General features: G+C 58.0%; 15 protein-coding genes and 1 pseudogene. 9 read left to right on the top strand and 7 right to left on the bottom strand.

What is annotated here, in order from left to right:
* Window positions 1-64: 64 nt before the first annotated feature.
* Window positions 65-1,227, top strand: a protein-coding gene (locus F8N12_RS25115) for an IS3 family transposase (protein ID WP_150579640.1) whose coding sequence is annotated in 2 segments (ribosomal slippage) — window positions 65-320 and window positions 320-1,227 — 1,164 coding nt in all. Because the reading frame shifts where the segments join, the coding sequence is not laid out codon by codon here.
* A gap of 3 nt (window positions 1,228-1,230) precedes the next feature.
* On the opposite strand, the gene F8N12_RS25110 is transcribed toward F8N12_RS25115, so the two are convergent.
* The gene (locus F8N12_RS25110) at window positions 1,231-1,881 is read right to left on the bottom strand and encodes a hypothetical protein (RefSeq protein WP_150582792.1); all 651 of its coding nucleotides are present in this window, start codon (window positions 1,879-1,881) and stop codon (window positions 1,231-1,233) included.
* A 447-nt stretch (window positions 1,882-2,328) separates the two neighbouring features.
* Here F8N12_RS25110 and F8N12_RS25105 point away from each other — a divergent pair, with 447 nt between their 5' ends.
* Complete coding sequence (locus tag F8N12_RS25105; protein WP_150582791.1) at window positions 2,329-3,858, top strand: DUF2235 domain-containing protein; 1,530 nt, start codon at window positions 2,329-2,331, stop codon at window positions 3,856-3,858.
* A 292-nt stretch (window positions 3,859-4,150) separates the two neighbouring features.
* On the opposite strand, the gene F8N12_RS25100 is transcribed toward F8N12_RS25105, so the two are convergent.
* Window positions 4,151-4,780, bottom strand: a complete 630-nt coding sequence (locus F8N12_RS25100) for a hydrolase (RefSeq protein WP_150582790.1) — start codon at window positions 4,778-4,780, stop codon at window positions 4,151-4,153.
* Between the two features lie 206 nt (window positions 4,781-4,986).
* On the opposite strand from F8N12_RS25100, the gene F8N12_RS25095 reads away from it, so the two are divergent.
* Window positions 4,987-5,904 (top strand): LysR family transcriptional regulator, encoded by a 918-nt coding sequence (locus F8N12_RS25095; RefSeq protein WP_150582789.1) that lies wholly within the window; start codon window positions 4,987-4,989, stop codon window positions 5,902-5,904.
* A gap of 442 nt (window positions 5,905-6,346) precedes the next feature.
* Here the strand turns inward: F8N12_RS25095 and F8N12_RS25085 are convergent, their stop codons facing one another.
* The 3 genes from F8N12_RS25085 to F8N12_RS25075 form a co-directional block, all read right to left on the bottom strand.
* Window positions 6,347-6,736: a nuclear transport factor 2 family protein gene (locus tag F8N12_RS25085; RefSeq protein ID WP_150582788.1), complete on the bottom strand. Its 390-nt coding sequence runs from the start codon at window positions 6,734-6,736 to the stop codon at window positions 6,347-6,349.
* A gap of 164 nt (window positions 6,737-6,900) precedes the next feature.
* Window positions 6,901-7,494, bottom strand: coding sequence for an NADPH-dependent F420 reductase (locus F8N12_RS25080; RefSeq protein ID WP_150582787.1), 594 nt, complete (start codon window positions 7,492-7,494; stop codon window positions 6,901-6,903).
* Window positions 7,495-7,504: 10 nt separating this feature from the next.
* Window positions 7,505-8,257, bottom strand: a complete 753-nt coding sequence (locus tag F8N12_RS25075) for a 3-oxoacyl-ACP reductase family protein (protein WP_150582786.1) — start codon at window positions 8,255-8,257, stop codon at window positions 7,505-7,507.
* Between the two features lie 112 nt (window positions 8,258-8,369).
* Between F8N12_RS25075 and F8N12_RS25070 the strand changes: the two genes are divergently transcribed.
* Window positions 8,370-9,296, top strand: a complete 927-nt coding sequence (locus tag F8N12_RS25070) for a LysR family transcriptional regulator (RefSeq protein WP_150582785.1) — start codon at window positions 8,370-8,372, stop codon at window positions 9,294-9,296.
* Between the two features lie 118 nt (window positions 9,297-9,414).
* Here the strand turns inward: F8N12_RS25070 and F8N12_RS25065 are convergent.
* Window positions 9,415-9,810, bottom strand: a pseudogene (locus F8N12_RS25065) (substrate binding domain-containing protein); the annotation flags it as partial.
* Window positions 9,811-10,418: 608 nt separating this feature from the next.
* Between F8N12_RS25065 and F8N12_RS25060 the strand changes: the two are divergent.
* On the top strand, window positions 10,419-10,901 hold the full coding sequence (locus F8N12_RS25060; protein ID WP_150582784.1) for an HIT family protein: 483 nt from the start codon (window positions 10,419-10,421) through the stop codon (window positions 10,899-10,901).
* 94 nt (window positions 10,902-10,995) lie between these two features.
* A complete protein-coding gene (locus tag F8N12_RS25055; RefSeq protein WP_224787747.1) occupies window positions 10,996-11,613 on the top strand; it encodes an NADPH-dependent F420 reductase in 618 nt (205 codons plus the stop codon).
* 5 nt (window positions 11,614-11,618) lie between these two features.
* Here the strand turns inward: F8N12_RS25055 and F8N12_RS25050 are convergent, their stop codons facing one another.
* Entirely contained in the window at window positions 11,619-12,521 is a 903-nt protein-coding gene (locus F8N12_RS25050) for a LysR family transcriptional regulator (protein WP_150582782.1), read from the bottom strand.
* 127 nt (window positions 12,522-12,648) lie between these two features.
* Between F8N12_RS25050 and F8N12_RS25045 the strand changes: the two genes are divergently transcribed.
* The 3 genes from F8N12_RS25045 to F8N12_RS25035 all read left to right on the top strand — a co-directional run bounded on the left by F8N12_RS25045 (window position 12,649) and on the right by F8N12_RS25035 (window position 16,079).
* Window positions 12,649-13,488: a MaoC family dehydratase N-terminal domain-containing protein gene (locus F8N12_RS25045; protein ID WP_150582781.1), complete on the top strand. Its 840-nt coding sequence runs from the start codon at window positions 12,649-12,651 to the stop codon at window positions 13,486-13,488.
* Window positions 13,489-13,555: 67 nt separating this feature from the next.
* Window positions 13,556-14,719: an acyl-CoA dehydrogenase family protein gene (locus F8N12_RS25040; protein WP_150582780.1), complete on the top strand. Its 1,164-nt coding sequence runs from the start codon at window positions 13,556-13,558 to the stop codon at window positions 14,717-14,719.
* Between the two features lie 10 nt (window positions 14,720-14,729).
* On the top strand, window positions 14,730-16,079 hold the full coding sequence (locus tag F8N12_RS25035) for an MmgE/PrpD family protein (protein WP_150582779.1): 1,350 nt from the start codon (window positions 14,730-14,732) through the stop codon (window positions 16,077-16,079).
* Window positions 16,080-16,101 lie beyond the last annotated feature (22 nt).

The following is a 16,101-nucleotide window of genomic DNA, read 5'->3' as shown; positions in this document are numbered from 1 at the left end:
TGTAGTGGTCTAATGAAACCGGACACCCATTTAGGCGAGAATGCTCGCCAGATCGAGGTGTCAGATGACCAAACAACGCCGCTCCTTTACTCCTGAATTCAAGCGCGAGGCCGCAGCCCTCGTGCTCAAACAAAACTACAGCTACATCGAAGCCAGCCGTTCACTAGGCATTGGTGAGTCGGCATTGCGCCGCTGGGTTGACCAGATTCAGAAAGAACATAAAGGCATCACCCCGCAGAGCAAGGCGCTGACGCCGGAACAGCAAAAAATTCAGGAGCTGGAGGCCCGGATCGCTCGGCTTGAGCGAGAGAAATCCATATTAAAAAAGGCTACCGCGCTCTTGATGTCGGAAGATCACGAGCGTTCGCGCTGATTGCCCAGTTGAGCGCCCATGAGCCGGTTGATTGGCTGTGCAAGGTGTTTGACGTCACTCGCTCGTGTTACTACGCCCAGCGCCTGCGGCGCCGCACGCCCGATGTTGAACGGCTTCGATTACGTAGTCGCGTCAGTGAGCTGTTCTCGCAAAGTCGCAGCTCCGCGGGCAGTCGTAGCATTCTGTCGCTGATGCGTGAAGACGGTGAGCAACTCGGTCGATTCAAAGTTCGTAGCTTGATGCGCGAGCTTGATTTAGTCAGCAAACAACCCGGCTCCCATGCCTACAAACGAGCAACAGTAGAAAGACTGGATATCCCGAACACATTGAACCGCGAGTTCGACGTGCCAGCGCCTAATCAAGTCTGGTGCGGCGATATCACCTACATTTGGGCTCAAGGAAAGTGGCATTACCTGGCTGTCGTCCTAGATCTTTGTACGCGTCGGATCGTGGGCTGGGCGCTGTCGGAAAAGCCAGACGCTGAGCTGGTGATCAAAGCGCTGGATATGGCTTACGAGCAGCGTGGCAGGCCTTCGGATCCGCTATTCCACTCGGACCAGGGATCGCAATATGCAAGCCGACTCTTTCGCCAGCGGTTGTGGCGATACCGTATGCGCCAGAGCATGAGTCGACGAGGAAACTGCTGGGATAACGCACCGATGGAGCGCGTATTTCGCAGCTTGAAAACAGAATGGATACCAACCGTGGGCTATCGAACTGCGCAGGAAGCACAGCGCGATATCAGCCATTTTTTGATGCATCGGTACAACTGGATTCGACCTCATCAATTCAACGATGGGTTGGCACCAGCGCGGGCCGAGGAAAAACTTAACGTCGTGTCCGGGATTAGTTGACCACTACAATTGGGGCGCATCACCTGCTTCCGTAAATTTAGTTTTACCAATTACCCACTCAGGACTTCCGTTACGAATAATTTTGTGAAGACCTATTTCGCCGTATGACCGCAACACATAACCAACCACTTTGTTCTTCATATAAACAATCTGCAATTCGTTACCATCCCCTGAATATCTCTCATAAATAGCTTCCTCAGGCAACCCAAGCTTATCTGAAATGCCTTCTGACACAGGGGGGATACCAAGCCTAGTTCTCACATATTCTTTGGCGTCCCCTATCTTCAAATCAGAAAGAGCACCAGAACTATCCCATTTAGGTGGAATAGGTTTTGGATTCGAATATGCAATAGCAAAAATCACCGTTCCGCAAATTAAAATCGATAAGAACGAGAGTAAGTAGTAATGATGAATTTTGTATTCGATCCATTGCTCTGCTGTCAATCCAGGCGGCAATGGAGCTCCCATTTCTCTTGCAACCAGTTCAGCGCGCTGTTTAACAGGGATTTTTTCAAGCGTAGATAACAGGTTTTTATTGCGCTTTACACGCCATGCAATCGCTGCACTGGCAGCGACTAGCAGCACGTATGCCACGAATGCGTAGGGAGAGGTTGCAGCGTCGGGAAACGCACCTAAAAGCTTTTGAAGGTCCATCACATTGGTACCTAGCTTAAAAATCCCAAATTAAAGCTCATATTCAGCTTTCAGCCTTATAGACGCATCATTTCGCGCCGGCCACAGGTGAGTAAGCTCCGAGCCAGTGACTTAAGAAAGTTACGAGCACGAAGAATATAGCCCATAGAGACAAGTGTCAGCGAAATCGTGTCGCAGCAGAAAATCATCAAGGCCGGCAGCTTTGGAAAATCGGTGGAAAAGTGAAGAGCCTTCAATTTTTCATGGACGTGTCATTTCTTAGTAATCGAAACAAATCTGTTGACGGAGCTCTGTTTCAATCGCATAACACTCACGCAGTAAATAGTGAATAAAATCATCTTCCAAATTTTTTGGAATTAGGTATATAGCTTTCCCTCCACTTTTTGCACTTGACGCACTTACTAAACTGGTTTTGACTTTACTAACCACTGAAGCAAGGATCCTGCTATGGCCAACATCGTAATTTGCTGCGATGGCACATGGAATACACCTGATCAGCTCGACAAAGGCGTGCCAGCCCCCACCAACGTAGTCAGACTGCACAACGCCGTTGCAGAAACCGACGCCAAAGGTGCAACTCAGGAGAAGTACTACCACCCTGGCGTAGGGACTTCCGGCAAGTGGTGGGACAAGGCGATTGGAGGTGGCACCGGAGCCGGGTTGGATGACAACATTAAAAGTGCCTATCAGAAGCTGTGTTACAACTACAAAACAGACTCCAGTATCTATCTGTTCGGTTTCAGTCGCGGTGCATATACGGTGCGAAGCCTGTGCGGTTTCATCACCAGTTGTGGTTTGTTGAGGGTCGCTGATTTAGAGCCTGCCGAAGTTTGGCGGCGGATAGATCAACTATTGAAACGTGGCTACCGACGCAAACTTGAAGACCGTGCAGACTGGGATGATTTAGGTTGGAAATTTCACAACAAGGCGAGCGCCAGCATTCAGATTCGCTTTATCGGCGTGTGGGATACCGTTGGCGCGCTGGGTATCCCGGATGATATGGCTTTGCTCAACTTGCTCGACGACCGCAACCGCTACACTTTCCACGACACTACTTTGCACAACTCGGTGAAGACCGCGCGACACGCGGTGGCCATGGATGAACGTCGAGCAACGTTCCAGCCAACTTTGTGGACCGAAGTGCCAGCCGATCAAGACGTGAAGCAGTTGTGGTTTCCGGGGGTGCATTCCGACGTTGGTGGCGGCTATCACGAAAAAGGCTTGGCGGATGGCGCCCTGCATTGGATGATAGAAGAAGCGTCCGCGTGTGGGCTGCAGTTCAATAATGCGATCAAGCAGGTCAAACCCGATTACCACGACATGATGCATGACTCCTGTGACGGCGTTTTCAGCCTGCTGCCGACCCAGCCGCGCAGCATCGCCAACCTCGTCGCACAACCTGATCGTTTTCACTACTCCGCACTGAAACGCCAAGGCGATCCGCCTATAACCCAATACCCCTATCGGCAGTCGCGACTTATTGCACCGAAACCACCGGTGTCGCTGGATATCTCAGCTCGTTCGCCTTGGAACGAAACGGGTCTATGGTTGGTAGCAGGCGTGAGCTACACCTTCAGTGCATCCGGCGAATGGCTGGACAGTTCCATCAGTTGCGGCCCCGACGGCACCGATGACGGCAACTTCCAGCCAGCGGAAGTTGCACACTTAGTAGCCAGTGCCCTAGGGCAAGCGGAATCCTGGTATGGCAAGCTCTTCAAGAACAGCGATGCCAGTTTCCGCTTCACCAAACGTCACGAACAGCACCCTTGGTTCTGCCTGATTGGCGCCATCGCCAACGGCGATGGCGTGGATGCCAAGGGATATTTGATCAAGCCCGAGACTTTCAAGATTGGTAAGGGATGCAGCTATGTGCCGAAGCGCTCAGGTTATTTGTATGCGTATGCCAATGATGCTTGGAACTGTTATGGCAATAATCGTGGGCATGTTGCGTTGAGGTTAACGGTTCAAAAGCCTTGAAACCGCGACGGTTGCGGTCTTGTGGAGGTGCTTCGGCGAGCGGGTTTTGCTTTTGGCGGAAAACTACTCTTCGCGACAGGCCGCTTCTGGCCGTTTTCTGCCCCTCGCGCCAGTCAGAAAACGGCCAGAAACGGCCAGTCGTTCCAATCGCCCTCGGTTGCCATCTCGCCCCGCTCGAACTCGCCAGGCATGCAACCCCAAGGTTGCAACCGCATGCCTTGCTGAAATAAAGGTGACACTCGCCTTGAGTGTCACCTTCATACGTTAACGAGGCCGGGGCCTCAGCTCCTGTTTAGAGGGCCTTTTTTTCGGCGTTGAAGCCGTCGAAGTTATCGAACACGCCCATAAAGCCGGGAATGCTCGCTTCACGCGCCCAGTCGCGCTGCAGTTCGCAATACATCTGTACGCGGCTAATCAGTTTCGCACCCGCCTGCTCCATGCGGCGCAATGCTGCTTCGTGCGCGGCGACGGAGGTTCCACCGACCGCATCGACCGGGATATAGACCTCAAAACCTTCTGCGATGGCGTCGAGTACCGGGAAGGCCAGACAGGCTTCGGTCCACAGCGCAGTCATGATCAATTTGCGGCGCCCGCAGGCTTTAACCGCCTGCTTGAATTCGCTGTCCTCCCAGCTATTGATCGAGGTGCGGTCGTAGGTAGGCAAGTGGCCAAGCACGTCTTGCAGTTGCTGAATAGGCGGCTTGTTGCGACCGGTGCCGACGTTGACGGTCGAGTGAATGATGGGAAGATTGAAGTTAACCGCCGCCTTGGCGACGCTAGTAATGTTGAACACCAGCTCCTCGCGCGGCATCGAGCGGATTGATGACACCTGGATCGGCTGGTAGTCGATGATGATGAACGCCGAGTTATCGGGCGTCAGGAGTTGGTCGGTGTGGGGATTACGGATCGTTTCGCTCGTCATGGCAGGTCCTCGTTATGGATGGGATCCGCGCGTGCAGCCGGGCTGGATATCGCACGCGCTCAGGCGACGATCACGAACCTGACACTGCTGCAAACAAGCCATGCGTCAGCCGCGTCGTGGACTGTGAAGGGCATATTGCTGTTCCCTCAAGCGCACCGGTAGTAGCATTGCCCGACTAGCTGTGTCGCGAAAAGGGGAACGCCGAGTTGGATATCGAAGAGCTACAGACATTTGTCGAGGTTGCCGATGCCGGAGGCGTTTCGCCTGCTGCGCTTCGGCTTGGAGTGTCCAAGTCGATCGTCAGTCGCAGGCTGGCGCGCCTGGAAACGGAGCTTGGAGTGCAGCTGCTGACACGGTCCACCCGTGGCGCGGCGCTGACAGAAGCCGGTGCCACCTTCCGCGAACACGCCGCCAAGGCGTGTGCCGAGATTGAATTGGCACGGGAAGCCATCCTGCCCGCGGGGCCCCTGCGTGGTCGTCTGCGCGTTTCCGCACCGCTGTCTTTCGGACCCACGCATTTCGCCCCGGTGGTGGCAGAGATGGCGCGCCGACACCCACAGCTCAATATCCAGACCTGCTATAGCGATCGTTTTGTAGACCTCATTGCCGAGGGATACGACTGTGGCATTCGGGTTGGCTACCTTCCTGACTCCAACCTTGTCGGCAGACGTGTGGGCCCGATCGGCGTTCAACTGGTCGCGAGCCCAGCCTATATAAAGGCCTATGGCTCACCGCAACGGCCGGATGAACTGGCTTCCCATCAAGCCCTGATGCAGAGCACTGAGGTCTGGCAGTTCATGGATGGCAGCAAGGTTGTTTCGGTTCGTCCGCAAGGGCGATTCAAGGCCGACAACGGCGTCGCGCTTGTCGCCGCCGCCGTCGCCGGGTTGGGAGTCGCTTACCTGCCCAATTGCCTCACCCATGACAGCCTCGCCTCGAAGGCACTGGTGCCAATCATGACGAATTATCCACCGCCTCCTGCGGGCGCGTATTTGGTCCGCCCTCCAGGTCAGCATCCCGCGCGGAAGATCCGTGTCCTCACCGAACTCCTGATCGAGTATTTCGGAAAGTCTCCACACTTTGCAGGGGCCGCCCCTACCCTGCCCTCCGCGACCGCTCCGTAACAGTTTCTGGCCGATTGCTCCGCTATGACGTTGGTATTGGCAGGACCGGTCGTCGGTGGCGTCAGCGGCGGAGTGGTCGCGGATTCGCTGGATGAGGAACTGGAGGAATTTTCACGACGGGACATTTTCTGACTGAACCACAACTGACAGACGTCAGAGCCGCACTGTCCGAACCATTCAACTATTTCCGACCGATTACGACGACATCGCGCGCCAGGACAAAGGTGTCGATCCTGAAGTACTCTACGAAATCTTTTATTCAGAAGTGGCGCCCGTTTGCTTTTCCAGTCTTGCAGCAGTCTTGCCTACTGTCTGGACAGGCTCTGACTCCGACTGGCTCAGAGCGAGGATCGAGGAAAAATGGGAAAAAATCTGGCCCCTCCCCCCGGTCAGGTGAAGCCGTCTGACGCATGGTTTCACGCTCATCCCTGCTATCGACATCCTAAGCAGGCGGATCAAGCAGCACCCAAAGTTGAGTAATTTTTCCATCGATAACTGTCGCCACATCGACGCCAGTCACCATGACAGGCCCATCTTTGGGTCCCGCTTGCCAGCGCAGGTAGCCTAGGCTGTGATGACCGATAGCGGCGCCCAGCGGCACGAATGAAAAATCTTCACCAAATTGCTCCAACAAGGCGCCCGCGACATCGGCGATAGACGCTTGCCCGCGGACAATCTCGGAGGGTTCGTACATTACCGGTGAGGCTGAAAAGAGTTGGCTGACGGCTTCAATCCGTTTGGCTGCATTACGCTGGTTGAAGACTCGGTCGAGGTTGGCGCGAAGCACAGTATCGAAGTCAGGTTCGAAGGTATTTGAGGTTGAGTCGGTCATAGGGCACCTGAAGACAAGGGGGAAAAGCGCCGCGGCGAGGCGACGCTTGGTTAGTCACTGTGAAGTCAGCAGTTGGTCGCGCACACGGGACTTTCACCATGCGGGCCTGGCTAATCGTTATCAAAGCGCGGACGCGTATTCAGCGCTCACTATTAGCGCTTGATTCAGCCGTGTTTGACGAGGTTGATACCGGGCAGTGGTCCGTCTGGAAACTGGGCCAGTGCGCGTTGCTGCAGGCCGCCCAAATCGATCCCGAAGTAGCCCAGTCGAGTGATCAGATCGGCGACTTTCTGCTTCGCCTGGAGGTGCTCGCCGGAATAGAACAGCACACGCTTGCCGCCTTCGGCTGCCGGGTTTGCCAGCAATGCCGGCGCCAAATGGTTGAACGCTTTCACCAACTGCGCGTCAGGCAGCATCCGCGAGACAACGCTCGAGGAAGACTCACCCCTCAAATCGAAAGGCTTGAACAGCGGCGCTTCGATGGGATTGTTGGTGTCCACGACTACACGCCCCTCCCAAGGCCCGAGAGGCTCAACGGCGGCGGCAATTTTCGACCAGTTCACGGCGAGAAAAACGATGTCCGCCTGACTGGCTTGATGCACTGTCACTGCATGCGCAAGCGGACCCAGTTCGGCAATCAACGGTTTCAGGCTTTCTGGCCCACGACTGTTGCTGATGCTGACCTGCAAACCGGCACTGGTCAGTAACCGGGCGATAGCAGTGCCAATGGCTCCCGCACCAATAATACTGATGTTCATGACGACCTCCTTAAGCGGTGAAGCCGCCATCAACCATTAATTCAGCACCGCTGACAAAGCTGGCTTCGGCACTGGCCAGGTAAGCCACCGCGCCAGCGATATCCCGACCTTCGCCATAGCGACCCACCGCGATATTGGGGCGTACGAAATCGGCAACCGGGCCATCGGCCGGGTTCATATCGCTGTCGGTAGGGCCGGGGTGCACGGTATTAACGGTGATGCCGCGCGGGCCGAGATCACGCACGAGGCCACGGCTGAAACCGGCCACTGCGCCTTTGGTCAGGGTGTAAGCAGACGCTGTAGCAAAGGCCGCGTACTGCACCATCGAACTGCCGATATGGATGATGCGACCGCCTTGGCCCATGTGCTTGAGCGCCTGTTGGGTGGCGACAAATACGCCCGTGACGTTCACCGCAAGAATGCGTTGGAAGTCCTCGAAAGCGATGTCTTCCTGCGCGCCCAATACACTGATGCCGGCGTTGTTAATCAGAATGTCGATGCGGCCAAAACGCTGGGCAACCTCATTAACGGCAGCGCGCACGGCATCGGCATCACCGGCGTCAGCGCGTAGCGCCAACGCTTGGCCGCCAGCCGTAGTGATTTCGCTGACAACGGCCTCAGCGCGATCAGCGGACGCATTGTAGGTAATGGCGACGGTGGCGCCGTCCGCGGCCAGACGTTTGGCGATGGCTGCGCCAATGCTGCGTGAGCCGCCGGTGACGATTGCGATTTTGCCGGTGAGAGAACGGTTGTGAGTGGTCATGGTGTAAGCCTCGGTGTGTGTGTTTGGTGAGGCTATGAAACGCTTTTGGCTCTTTCACCAGTAGTAGGTAGTGACTAGTATTACTTTCAACTAAAACTTGAAGATCGCCACTATGGAAACGTTCGGAAATTTGCTGTCCTTTGTACGCAGCGCCGAAACCGGCAGCTTTTCCGCAGCGGCCCGGCGCTTAGGCTTGACCCCTGCAGCGGTCAGCCGAAACGTGGCTCAGTTGGAGGCCAACCTTGGCGTTCGACTGTTCCAGCGCAGCACGCGGCGCGTCACGCTGACCGAGGCGGGCGAACGGTTTCTGACCAATGTCGAGGGGGGGTTGAACAGCGTCCAGGCCGCTATTGCCGACGTCACCAGCAACGCCGGCGCGCCTGCCGGGATGTTGCGTATCGCTGCGGCGCCGGGATTTGCACGGGACATTTTGTTGCCGTTGATGCCGGCTTTTTTGCAGCGTTATCCAGGGATTGTTCCTGAGTGGTATCTGGAAAACCGCCAGGTTGATCTGGTGGCTGAAGGGTTTGACGCGGCGATTGGTGGCGGCATCGAGCTGGCGCCAGGACTGGTGGCTCGGAATATTGCCCCAGCTCATTTAGTTTTGGTCGCGGCGCCGGCGCATGTGGCTGGACGGGGTCGCGTACAGCGCCTGGACGATCTGCAGAAGCTTGATCATCTGGCCATGCGCTCAGTGCAAACCGGCAAAATCAGAACCTGGATGCTCCAAGGCCCCAATGGGCAACAAAGCCCCCTTGAGCTGGCGCCTCGCTTGTTGGTCAACGATCCGCAGGCGCTCTGTCAGAGTGCGTTGCTAGGTTTGGGTGTGGGGCTCTTGGCGATTCCTGATGTGCTGCCTTATCTCGAAGATGGCAGGCTGCAACGGGTACTGCCTGATTGGTATGTTGATGCGGGCCATATCGCACTCTACTTTTCCAGTCAGAAACTGCTACCGGCTAAAACTCGTGCGTTCGTTGATTTTCTGGTCTCTCACTCCAGAGAACACAAGTGGACAGAGCGGTTCTCTGCCCGGCTGTGACTGCGCGCGGGGCTGCCTTATGCGGTTTGCCCGGTTTCGACTTTTCCATCGTTCCAAAGACGACGACAAGGAAATGGCAAGCCGTAGCGGGCGGTCTTGCCTGGTGCACAGGAAGTACTCAGGGCGCGAGTATTTCCTGGAGGAACTCTATGAATACATTGATACGACTGGAGCCCCGGTGGTTAGGCAGGTAAAGCGCATTGATGCACGTGCTCGCACTGCCGGGGTTGACTTCATATTGCTCCAGCACCCGCGTCAGCCGGCCTGCGCTGACATCCTCACGCACCAACCAGTCGGCCAATAACGTGACGCCGCCACCGGCCAGCGCGGCCTCGCGCAGAATGTCGGCATTGTTGCTTTGCAGCCGTCCCTGCACATTCAGGCAGATGACGTCTTCATCGCCCTGGAATGTCCAGTTGCGGTGGCCGGTGCGGTAATCAAAACGCAAGCACTGATGCTCCAGCAGGTCACGAGGGTGTCGGGGCAGACCGATTCGCGTCAGGTATTCGGGACTAACGGTGTGCATATGGCGAGTTCGTAGACCGGCGCAGCGAGGATTTTTTTAACGTAATACTCAAGCAAGGTTTGTTGCGCGGGCGTACTGAGCATGGAGGTCTCCTGACATTTATCAGAACCCCGAGACAGAAAAACAAAACCCGCCTCAAGGGCGGGTTGGGTGCTGCAGTCGTGAGCTAGCCCGCCAAATAAGGAATGGCGGTAATAATGCTTGGCTGGCAGCGCAGTGCAGTGGAAGTCATGGCTGGAAATTAGCCGAGCGATGGGGGGCAAGTCAATGGGCAATTTCCTGGCCCCGTCCTCTTCAAGTACTACACCGAGTGCCAGGTTCTCCAACAATCTGGATGTCGCAGCTTGCTCATTTCAGCGTGACGTTTCGCAGACGTCCCACATCTTTCTCGGAAATCCCCCCGTTCTCCATTTCTGACCGCGCGCAGCACAGGTTCCTGAAGAAGCATCGACTCCCCTCGGCACCTCCATACCGCCTCGCAATCGAAGGTTCGTGTCAATCAGCACTTGATTTAAATCGGTCATACCCATAGCACTTCTGGCCCGCGCCGCAATGGCATATTCTCTGTAGGGCCGTCCAATCACAGGCATCCACGCATGGAAATATCAGCACAATTCATCGTCCATGAAACCGCTCACTGGATCGTCAATCATCACATGTCATCTGCCCTCCCCGGCTACCTGGTGTTGGGCTCAAGGGCGTATGTCAATTCATTGGGCGACCTTCCCGGCGAGGCGCTGACCGAGTTGGGCGGCCTGTTGGCAACCGTGCAAAAAACCCTCGAATCGCGCCTCAAACCGAAATGGCTGTACATCAGCCGCTTCGGCCACGATCCTGGCTATGCCATCCATTTTCACTTCATCCCGGTGTATCACTGGGTTGAAGAGCTATTCTGGAACGATTCGCGGTACAGGCTTTTGAACACGTTCGCGTCCAGGCAAAACGCCAAGTCATTAACGGACGGAGCGGAAATGACGCTGTTCGTCTGGCGCGAATTTGGCGAGAGCCCTGAGCCACCGGCAATTCAGGGTCCCTCGGTCGCTGCAATCATTGAAGAGTTGCGCCAGGCGTTCAAGTAGCAGGACGCCCCTGTGCGCAGCCAGGGAGTCAAAGCGCATGTGCAGAATCCGCCTCTTTATAGCTGCCGCGCTGATCGCGTGCACAGGGCAAGTAATGGCCGACACCCTGAAAATCGCCGTGATCGGTGCCGGGAACGTCGGCGGCACACTGGGCACTCTGTGGGTGAAGGCTGGCCACGAAGTGATGTTTTCTTCACGCCACCCCGAGCAGTTGCAAACGCTGGTGGAGGCCGCTGGCCCGAAAGCCCGGGCAGGTTCGGTCAGCGATGCGGCCGCGTGGGGCGACGTTATTGTGTTGAGTGTTCCCTACGGCGCGATGCCGGTGTTGTCCGAACAGTTGAAAGGCCAACTGGCTGGCAAGGTGGTGTTCAGCACCAGCAATCCATTCAGCGGCCGCGATGGCGAGGTCGGGCGGACAGCGCTGGATCAGGGTGTTGCGCTCGCCGATCAGCAGTACCTGCCCGGTGTGCACCTGGTGCGTGCCTTCAACGCCATCGGTGCCGCTTCGATGAAGAGCCAGTCCGGCACCGGCAAGGCGATTGCGACGTTCGCTGACGACGCGCAAGCCCGGGAAACGGGTGCCCGACTGGTGCGCGATGCCGGTTTCGTGCCGGTGCTGTTGCCGTTGTCGCGGGCCAACGAAGGTCTGCCGGGTGGGCCTGCCAGTGGCGTATTGAGCGAGGCGCAAATCCGCCAAAAGCTAGGCCTGTAGACGGCCTACTTTTCGCTCAACGGCGCCTGCGGCATCAACGTCGCAATCAACGCCCTCACCGTCCCCGGCAGCGCATCGAGCTCACGCACCAGAATACTGCGCTCGCGCACGGCCCACGGCTCGTCGAGCTCGATCGTCACCAGTTGCATGGTGCGGCTGTGACGCAAGGCAGCGGACCCGGGGATGACGCCGATGCCGACGCCCGCCTCCACCATGCGGCAGATTGCTTCGAAGCCGGACACCTGAATTCTCAGCGACAGGTTCTGGCCCATCCGTTCAACGTGGTCGCGCAGGAAACTCAACAAGGTGCTGCCTTCATGCAGACCAATGTGCTGAAACGCCAGGGTCTGTTTCAAGGTGACGGCTTTCTGCTTCGCCAGCTCATGCCCAACCGGCACGATCAGCACCAGGCGATCGGTGCTGAAGTGAAGGACCTGCAGGCCGGCGGCTTCGACCGGCCCGGCAATAATGCCCATGTCGGTGCTGCCATCGAGTACGCCACGGACGATATCGCGCGATAAGCGTTCTTGCAGGTCGACGGTCACGCCGGGACGTTTGGCGAGGAAACCGGCGAGCACTTCCGGCAGAAATTCGGTGACGGCGGTGGTGTTGGCAAAGATGCGGATGTGCCCGGAGGAGTCGGTGCCGAAATGGGTGAATTCGGCCTTCAGGTAGTCGACCTGCGTCATGATCAGCCGTGCGTGCTTGAGCAGTTTATGCCCGGCTGGCGTCAGCTCGACGCCACGACTGTCGCGGTACAGCAGGCGAGTGTCGAGCTGGCCTTCGAGGGCTTTGATGCGCGCACTGGCGGCAGCGGGCGACAGAAAGGCGCGGCGCGCGCCCTGGGTCAGGCTCGGCGACTCACCGATATGAATGAAAAGACGCAGGTCAGCCAGGTCGAAATGCATGGTCGTGTCCGGCAATACAAGACGCGTTCAGCATACATGAACGCCGGTATACGCAAATGCAAATTCCCGGAATGCCGAGGGGCTCGCATGATCGGTGCACAAGAACGAACGCAGAGGCTGCCCGGATATGAACGTTTCCACTTCGCCCACGGATTTCAGTGCCTGGATCGGCCGCACGGAAGAAGCTCATGACCTGCTCAGCCGCAATCTGATCAAGCGCATCGCCGCGACGTTCTCCGAAGCGGCACCGGCCGATGGCGAAACGCTGCCGGCGCTGTGGCAATGGTGTTTTTTCCAGGAGCCGCTGTTCGAAACTCAGCTCGGCGGCGATGGCCACCCGGCGCGTGGCGGCTTCCTGCCCCCGGCCGACAACCGCAACCGCATGTGGGCCGGTGGTCGCGTTGAGTTCATCCAGCCGCTGATCGTCGGCGCCGAAGCACACCGTTTATCGACCCTCCTGCGCGTTGAAGAAAAGCACGGCCGCAGTGGTTCGCTGCTGTTCGTGACGGTGCGGCATGACTATTCGCAGAACGGTCAACTGTGCGTGCGCGAAGAGCAGGACATCGTTTACCGCGAGCCCAATCCACCCAGGCTCAACAGCGGCGCAGCACCAGAACCGGGCGACTGGAGTGAAACCATTTCGCCCACGCCGACCCTGCTGTTCCGCTACTCCGCCGTGACCTTCAACGGCCATCGCATTCACTACGACTACCCCTACGTCACCGAGACCGAAGGCTATCCGAACCTGGTGGTGCACGGGCCGATGATTGCCACGTTCAACCTGCGCGCCTTCATTCGCGCCAACCCCGACAAACACGTGCGGCACTTCGCTTATCGCGGAGTACGGCCGTTGAATGTGCCCACGCCGTTTGAGGTGGGCGGGCGCTTCGTCGACGCCGGTACAGCGCAGTTGTGGGCCGGCAATGCAGCCGGTGTCGCCCAGACCGCCGAGGTCGTTTTCGACTGAAGCCTTTTCCGTTAGCGCTGCCTGTCGCCGGGTGGCACGCTGCTGATTGAAACAAGAGAGCCTGACCATGAATCCTTATGACGACGAAGACCTCAATGCCATCCGCGAGGGCGTGCGCGCCCTCTGCGCTGAATTTGATGCGGCGTACTGGCGGCAGATCGACGAACAGAAAGGTTTCCCGGAAGCGTTCGTCAAAGCCCTGACCGATGCCGGCTGGTTGTCGGCGATGATCCCGGCCGAGTACGGCGGTTCGGGCCTGGGGCTGGCTGAAGCCTCGGTGATTCTGGAAGAAGTGAACGCCTGCGGCGGCAACTCCGGCACCGTGCACGGCCAGATGTACAACATGTTCACCCTGCTGCGCCACGGCAGCGAGGCGCAGAAAAGTCACTACCTGCCCAAACTCGCCAGCGGCGAATTGCGCCTGCAATCGATGGCGGTGACCGAGCCTTCCACCGGCACCGACACCACCAAAATCAAGACCACAGCGGTTAAGCAGGGCGACAAGTACATCATCAACGGCCAGAAAGTGTGGATCTCGCGGGTGCAGCATTCCGACCTGATGATTCTGCTGGCTCGCACCACGCCGCTGGCCGAAGTGAAGAAAAAATCCGAGGGCATGTCGATTTTTCTGGTCGACCTGCGCGAAGCCATCGGCAAAGGTTTGACCGTTCAGCCGATCGCCAACATGGTCAATCACGAAACCAACGAGCTGTTCTTCGACAACCTCGAACTGCCGGCTGACAGCCTCATCGGCGAAGAAGGCAAAGGCTTCAAATACATCCTCGACGGGCTGAATGCCGAACGCACGCTGATCGCCGCCGAGTGCATCGGCGATGGGCGCTGGTTCATCGAGAAAGCCAGCGCCTACGCCCGTGATCGCGTGGTTTTCGGCCGCCCGATCGGGCAGAACCAGGGCGTGCAGTTCCCGATTGCCGAAGCGCATATCGAGATCGAAGCGGCCGACCTGATGCGCTGGCGCGCCTGCGAGGAATACGACAACGGCAAGAACGCCGGGGCCAGCGCCAACATGGCCAAATACCTCGCCGCGAAAGCCTCGTGGGAGGCCGCCAACGCCTGCCTGCAAACCCACGGCGGCTTCGGTTTCGCTTGCGAATATGACGTCGAACGCAAGTTCCGCGAGACCCGGTTGTATCAGGTGGCACCGATCTCCACGAACCTGATTCTTTCCTACGTCGCCGAGCATTTGCTCGAATTGCCGCGCAGTTTCTGAGGCCCAGCCCATGCACCATACCGACGCTTTGGCCACGTTCCTGGCCGACCTGAACTACGCGCAAATTCCCGACGCTGTGCTCTCCCGCACCGAAGACCTGTTTCTCGACTGGATCGGCTCGGCCCTGGCCAGTCAGGGCGCACGGCCGATTCCACTGTTCGAGCGCTACGCCGAGCGCATGGGACCCGCCGACGGCAATGCCAAAATCCTCGTCAGCGGACGCGGTACGTCGGCGTACTTTGCCGCCTTCGTCAACGGCGCCTCCTCGCACCTGGTGGAACAGGACGACCTGCATAACAGTTCCGTGCTGCACCCGGCCACGGTGGTGTTTTCCGCGGTGCTGGCGGCGGCTCAGGACTTGAACAAATCCGGCAAGGACCTGCTGCTGGCCTCGGTCGCAGGCTACGAAGCAGGGATTCGCATTGGCGAATTCTTGGGCCGCTCGCATTACCGCATCTTCCACACCACCGCCACCGTCGGCACCCTCGCCGCTGCGGTGGGCGTCGGCAAATTGTTGGGTTTCGACAAGGAACAATTCATCAATGTGTTGGGCAGCGCCGGCACTCAGGCGGCCGGTTTGTGGGAGTTCTTGCGCGACGCTGCAGACTCCAAGCAGCTGCACACCGCCAAGGCTGCCGCCGACGGTTTGCTCGCCGCTTACATGACCGAGGATGGCCTGACCGGCGCGCGCAATATTCTTGAAGGCGAGCAAGGCATGGCCGCCGGCATGTCGTCCGATGCCGACCCGAGCAAATTGTCCGATCGGCTGGGCACACGCTGGGCGCTGGCGGAAACCTCGTTCAAATTCCACGCTTCCTGCCGCCACACGCACCCCGCCGCTGACGCCTTGCTGCAGTTGATGCAACGCGAAGGCTTGCGCCATGACCAGATCGCCAAGGTGGTCACCCGCGTGCATCAGGGCGCCATAGACGTGCTGGGCCGCGTGGTCAAACCGAGCACCGTGCATCAGGCCAAATTCTCCATGGGCGCCGTGTTGGGGCTGATCGCCGTGCACGGCAGTGCGCAGTTGATCGAGTTTCGCGACCTGGCCCTCACCGATCCCGACGTCGATGCTTTTCGTGAAAAAGTCAGCATGGAACTCGACCCCGAAGTCGACAGCGCTTACCCGGCGCGCTGGCTCGGCCGCGTGATCGTCATCACCACCGACGGCCGCACGCTGACCGCCGCCATCGACGAGCCCAAGGGCGACCCCGGCAACACGCTGTCGCGCCGCGAGCTGGCGGCCAAGTTCCAGCGTTTGCTGGCGTTTTCCGCGGCGCGCACGCCAGAGCAAGGCGATGCACTGATCGACAAGGTCTGGCATCTGCGCGATGCGCAGGCGCTGGCCGATCTGATTTAACCGTTGCGAACAGGTGACCGAC

The sequence above is a fragment of the Pseudomonas fluorescens genome (assembly GCF_902497625.1).
Taxonomy (GTDB): domain Bacteria; phylum Pseudomonadota; class Gammaproteobacteria; order Pseudomonadales; family Pseudomonadaceae; genus Aquipseudomonas; species Aquipseudomonas fluorescens_BQ.
This window is presented reverse-complemented; position numbering and strand designations above follow the sequence as displayed.

What these genes read in the sequence shown, in the direction of transcription:
- F8N12_RS25040 (WP_150582780.1), top strand. Translation starts at nt 13,556, where the DNA reads ATGAATCCTTATGACGACGAAGACCTCAATGCCATCCGCGAGGGCGTG.
- F8N12_RS25045 (WP_150582781.1), top strand. Translation starts at nt 12,649, where the DNA reads ATGAACGTTTCCACTTCGCCCACGGATTTCAGTGCCTGGATCGGCCGC.
- F8N12_RS25075 (WP_150582786.1), bottom strand. Translation starts at nt 8,257, where the DNA reads ATGACCACTCACAACCGTTCTCTCACCGGCAAAATCGCAATCGTCACC.
- F8N12_RS25070 (WP_150582785.1), top strand. Translation starts at nt 8,370, where the DNA reads ATGGAAACGTTCGGAAATTTGCTGTCCTTTGTACGCAGCGCCGAAACC.
- F8N12_RS25085 (WP_150582788.1), bottom strand. Translation starts at nt 6,736, where the DNA reads ATGACCGACTCAACCTCAAATACCTTCGAACCTGACTTCGATACTGTG.
- F8N12_RS25110 (WP_150582792.1), bottom strand. Translation starts at nt 1,881, where the DNA reads ATGGACCTTCAAAAGCTTTTAGGTGCGTTTCCCGACGCTGCAACCTCT.
- F8N12_RS25035 (WP_150582779.1), top strand. Translation starts at nt 14,730, where the DNA reads ATGCACCATACCGACGCTTTGGCCACGTTCCTGGCCGACCTGAACTAC.
- F8N12_RS25105 (WP_150582791.1), top strand. Translation starts at nt 2,329, where the DNA reads ATGGCCAACATCGTAATTTGCTGCGATGGCACATGGAATACACCTGAT.
- F8N12_RS25100 (WP_150582790.1), bottom strand. Translation starts at nt 4,780, where the DNA reads ATGACGAGCGAAACGATCCGTAATCCCCACACCGACCAACTCCTGACG.
- F8N12_RS25050 (WP_150582782.1), bottom strand. Translation starts at nt 12,521, where the DNA reads ATGCATTTCGACCTGGCTGACCTGCGTCTTTTCATTCATATCGGTGAG.
- F8N12_RS25055 (WP_224787747.1), top strand. Translation starts at nt 10,996, where the DNA reads ATGGCCGACACCCTGAAAATCGCCGTGATCGGTGCCGGGAACGTCGGC.
- F8N12_RS25060 (WP_150582784.1), top strand. Translation starts at nt 10,419, where the DNA reads ATGGAAATATCAGCACAATTCATCGTCCATGAAACCGCTCACTGGATC.
- F8N12_RS25080 (WP_150582787.1), bottom strand. Translation starts at nt 7,494, where the DNA reads ATGAACATCAGTATTATTGGTGCGGGAGCCATTGGCACTGCTATCGCC.